Below are 257 nucleotides of genomic sequence, written 5' to 3'. Positions count from 1 at the left end.
GCGCTATCGCAAGGAAAAAGGACAATATGCATTCCAGAACAAATATGGATACGGCCTGCGTGCCCGTGTGGAAGCGCAGTTCTCACGCATCAAACGCTGCCTCGGCGACACGCTGCTGACCCGCCGCACGGCATCACAGGTTCAGGAAGGTCGCGTCATCGCCAACCTGATCAACCAATGGAACGCCTTTGGCCAGGCGCAGTGCGTTAAAAAGGCCTAATTGCGTCCGCAACCAACTGGGCGCCTACCCTGCCGAA

1 protein-coding gene is annotated in these 257 nt (G+C 57.6%); it reads left to right on the top strand.

Going from position 1 to position 257, the window contains the following annotated elements; translation table 11 throughout:
* Positions 1-220 (top strand): transposase (locus EVC45_RS45335; RefSeq protein WP_248295566.1); only part of this gene is annotated, 220 nt, incomplete at its 5' end.
* Positions 221-257: the final 37 nt, after the last annotated feature.

The organism is Paraburkholderia sp. UYCP14C, from assembly GCF_004197395.1.
In the GTDB taxonomy this organism is placed as follows: domain Bacteria; phylum Pseudomonadota; class Gammaproteobacteria; order Burkholderiales; family Burkholderiaceae; genus Paraburkholderia.
The sequence above is the reverse complement of the archived record's forward strand: the minus strand, read 5'-3'. Positions and strand labels throughout refer to the sequence as shown.